This window comes from Jejuia pallidilutea (assembly GCF_002973595.1).
Lineage (GTDB): Bacteria > Bacteroidota > Bacteroidia > Flavobacteriales > Flavobacteriaceae > Jejuia > Jejuia pallidilutea.
On the sequence record NZ_PVEO01000025.1, the window covers coordinates 1 to 4,092 of the forward strand.

General features: G+C 31.0%; 4 protein-coding genes. All 4 read left to right on the plus strand.

Features of this window, described 5'->3' with window-relative positions:
• Positions 1-110: 110 nt before the first annotated feature.
• The 4 genes from CLV33_RS17335 to CLV33_RS17350 all read left to right on the plus strand — a co-directional run bounded on the left by CLV33_RS17335 (position 111) and on the right by CLV33_RS17350 (position 3,859).
• Positions 111-620, plus strand: coding sequence for a hypothetical protein (locus CLV33_RS17335; RefSeq protein ID WP_105474937.1), 510 nt, complete (start codon positions 111-113; stop codon positions 618-620).
• A gap of 165 nt (positions 621-785) precedes the next feature.
• Positions 786-1,424: a hypothetical protein gene (locus CLV33_RS17340; RefSeq protein ID WP_170064039.1), complete on the plus strand. Its 639-nt coding sequence runs from the start codon at positions 786-788 to the stop codon at positions 1,422-1,424.
• 230 nt (positions 1,425-1,654) lie between these two features.
• Positions 1,655-2,524 (plus strand): hypothetical protein, encoded by an 870-nt coding sequence (locus CLV33_RS17345; RefSeq protein WP_105474939.1) that lies wholly within the window; start codon positions 1,655-1,657, stop codon positions 2,522-2,524.
• An 846-nt stretch (positions 2,525-3,370) separates the two neighbouring features.
• Positions 3,371-3,859, plus strand: coding sequence for a suppressor of fused domain protein (locus CLV33_RS17350; protein ID WP_244906460.1), 489 nt, complete (start codon positions 3,371-3,373; stop codon positions 3,857-3,859).
• Positions 3,860-4,092: the final 233 nt, after the last annotated feature.

The window sequence follows — 4,092 nt, forward strand, 5'->3', positions numbered from 1 at the left end:
CTACTTTCGAAAATTCCTGCGGAATTTTCTCGGGTTCGTAAAAGTTTGCTAAATTAGTTGCTTAACCACGCAACTAACCATACACAAACACGTTGGCAATAATTTAAGAAATGACGAAATACATTCAATTTTTTTTAATCCTTTTAACATTATCTGCTTGCGGACAAAAAGAAAATGAAAAGAAAAGTCCTGAAAATGTGAATGAAAAGTTTGCGGAATCGGAACAACCAATTGAATCACAAAATGAAAAAATTAGTGACGAAGAATTATATCTGAATATCGATTTTCAAGATTTCTTTGAAAAAGATAAAATCTCGTTTTTAATTAATAATTGTCTAGTATTTAAAAATAAAATTTTAACAAGTGACAAATCGGTAGGTCTGACTGATATATTCCTGAAAATCAAAAAAGAAAACGCCACTCTTGTAGTCTCTATTAATGATAAAAAAAATATTAAATGTAAAACAAAGAATACCACCTTGGTATTAACAATATTCGTAAATGAAGTCGAGAATATTTTTACTTTAGATTTAAGTAAAGGCAAGTATGTTGGTTTAGAGAAAACAGATAACAATAAGTTGGTGTTAAACCAATCTCAAAGACAATTTGAGTATGACTAACATAATTAAAATTAATAAAAAACTATTGCCAACAAAGTATATAAAAAATTGCTAGTTTTAGCTTAACCAATGTGAGTTGCTTTGTTTGCTAGCTTCTGATTTTCTTTCGGAAAATCCTCGCACACAAACACGCAACTTTCCATATACGTAACCGTTACCACACATTTGAGAAAAATCGTTTTCATATTGACCATTTTGATTTTCCAACAAAGTCTTTACTCGCAAAAAGAAATTGTTGGAAAGGTGGAATTTTATAAATCAATCGAAAATGAATGGAATGTTTTGGAATCATTCCCTGATGAAACAATAGAAAATCTAACAAATCGGAACCATAAAATTAAGATTCTACAAAAGGACAGCATTATAGAACTCAAAACTGACTTAAATGGATTTTTTAAAATTAGTACTGTATTTAATGACTCTATTTTCATAAAGGTAAATGACCATTCACCAGTTCTAAATGAAAACTTTGAATTTGACTTCAATGAAATTAGAGACACTCTAAAACTTCGGATATCTGACAAAAAATTATCTGTCTACCGAGATTCAATTGGAAACCCTGAATTTCACAATAAGTATAGCGAACAACAAGCAGAATTGGATTTTAAGAATGGAAAACGCGAACTTCTTGGATTAGCTGTTTGCTGGCCAACAGAAAAATCTATGCAAATACATAGACAAATAGAAGTTGAATATGCGATAAAATACAACTACATTGAACCGACCCGTGAAAAGATTAGAATAATGTACCGATACAATCAAGTGATGAAAAAATTAATCGGAATAAATAAAAACGTGTGGTAACAATGTATATAAAAAATTGCTATTTTGTGCTTAATCAATGTGAGTTGCTTTGTTTGCTTGCTTCTGATTTTCCTTCGGAAAATCCTCGCACACAAACACGCAACTTTCCATATACGTAACCGTTGGCAGTAATTTGAGAAACCACTTTACTCAACGAAAAACATACTTCCCTAATTTTGATTTTTAAGACAAAAAAGGCTGAATTACATTTGAGAAATTAAATCCAACTAATGAAATATTTACTAATCATATCAATTTTTCTCTTTTTCAAATTCAGTTATGGAACTGGACAAGTTCCAGATTATTTGGTTTATAAAGGCGATACACTTGCAATTTTTTCAAATCCGCTTGAAAAGTATTTTGAACAAACTGGAAAAAGAGAGTTAATTGATTTTGTTGGTTGTGGTTCGACCGCTTGTTGGAGAGGATATAAAGCTATTTGGGAATTAAAAGGAGATAAGCTCTATTTAGTACAAGTAACCAGTTGTCATAACAGTTGCGGACTTGAAATAAAAAATGCTGACTTAAAAAAGATGTTCGGAACTGAAACTGTGTTTGCGAATTGGTTCACTGGAAAAATAATAGTTCCACAAGGAAAAAGAGTTCAATACATTCATATGGGTTATGCTTCGATTTATGAAAAGGAACTTCATATATCATTTAAAGATGGAATTAAGACAAATGAAAAGACTATCTTAAACGAAAAAATAGCTAACAAAATCAGATTTGAAAAAAGACAAAGAGAAATTGCAAAAAAAGTACAGGATACTCTTTTTCAACAAGTAAAAAAAGCTATTGTCTGGGATACAATCAAAACACCATATTATGACTTGTGTGATGAAAAATATATTTTGACTTATAATAAAAAAGGTAAATTAAAGAAAGTTTGGGTTGATTGGGAAGGAGAAACATTCAGAGAAAGAATTGATGATTGGTGGTGGAATATAACTGATGATAAAAAATGTAGAAAAGAGATTAAGAAAGCACTTAAACCGATAAACATTTCATATCTCAAATTACCAAAGAGAAAAATAAAGATAACTTTTATAATATTTTATAATAAAGAAACTGGAAAATTAGAAACGTGGATGGAAGAATAAAAACTACTGCCAACAACGTGTATAATTAATTGCTTCTTATGTGCTTACTTGCGAAAATTCCTGTGGAATTTTCTCGGGTTCGTAAAAGTTTGCTAATTTAGTTGCCTAACCACGCAACTAACCATACACAAACACGTTATGCGCAAGTTAAAAAAGCAACAAAACCTGCATCGGACTTTTAGGATTGACCTAGATATTAAAGCGTCGGATTTGGTAACATCGTAACTAATTTTTAAGACATCGGAATTAAAAAAAATAAAAACGCGGACTTTCAGCTTTGCCCAAAATCAGTTTAAACAGCGGAAAATTAGTTACGCTAAAAAGTTCGTTCTAATTAAAAAAAATAAAAAAAAAGCCAAAAAAAGACCCTAATGAAAATTGTGGCTTTTTTACTAAAACTGTTGAATATAAACAGCGGATCCTTAAAATTTTGAATAATACGTCGGATTATGAATATACCGTTAAAATCAATAAAAACCTGCGCATAACAATGTATAAAAATAATTGCTATTTTTAGACTAAACTAAGGTAATAGCACGTTTGTTCGCTTCTGATTTTCCTTCGGAAAATCCTCGCGCACACAAACGCAACTATTATTATACGCGAACGTTGGGCACAAGCTGAAAAAACAAATGGCAGAATATAAAAATCCGTTCTCGGACAGAAAACATTACTACGAACACGCTGAATGGATTGATGAACATTTAGACAAGTTCTTTGACGAAAACCTAATAACAGTTTTTCACGAAATTCCGACATTGGATTTACATCTTGATGTTTATTTCATAAAACCAGAAAATGCTCAATTCAATATTCTTCTAACTTCAGGAATGAGTACGTTAAAAAATGAACGTTTCGGAAAAAGCAGAAAATCCGACTGAATTAGAATTTGCGGAATTAATGATGTTAATTCCAAAAGAAATTGAATTTGACCAAGTATTTCCCAGCGAAAATAAAAATGATTGGATTATTTCAGTTCTAAAACAAACAGCCAAATTCCCACATTTTTACGACACTTGGATTGGAATTGGACATACAATTCAAGCAGAAGAAGATATGACACCTTACAGCGACGAAACTGAATTTGTAGGTGCTTTAATTCTACCTTCGGTAACTTTTGGCGAAGATTTTACAGAAATCAAAAAAAACAACAGACAGATAAATATTTATAATGTTTTTCCGCTTTATAAAAATGAGTTGGAATATAAAATAGAAAACGGATACAATAAGTTTTTAGACTTATTAATCAAAGCTAACGGAAAAGAAGTTTTGGATTTGAAGAGAAAAAATCTAATACCAAACAAATCGATTTGGAACAAAATTATTGGAAATTGAAAATAAAAAGCCAGTGCCCAACAATGTATAACCGCAATTACGGCGGATTCGACTACGTCCGAATCCACTCGGAATTGCTAACGTCTGTGCTTAACCGAAAATTATTAACTTTAAACCCGTAACTGACGGTTATACGAGACCGTTGCCATTAATTTGAATGAACTACTCGAACGAAAAAATAATTGAACGATTTGAATCAGGCGAAAACCTGAAATTCCTACTATTTTGGGGAC

Coding starts and splice junctions, on each gene's coding strand:
- CLV33_RS17345 (WP_105474939.1), top strand. CDS start 1,655: ATGAAATATTTACTAATCATATCAATTTTTCTCTTTTTCAAATTCAGT.
- CLV33_RS17350 (WP_244906460.1), top strand. CDS start 3,371: ATGAACGTTTCGGAAAAAGCAGAAAATCCGACTGAATTAGAATTTGCG.
- CLV33_RS17335 (WP_105474937.1), top strand. CDS start 111: ATGACGAAATACATTCAATTTTTTTTAATCCTTTTAACATTATCTGCT.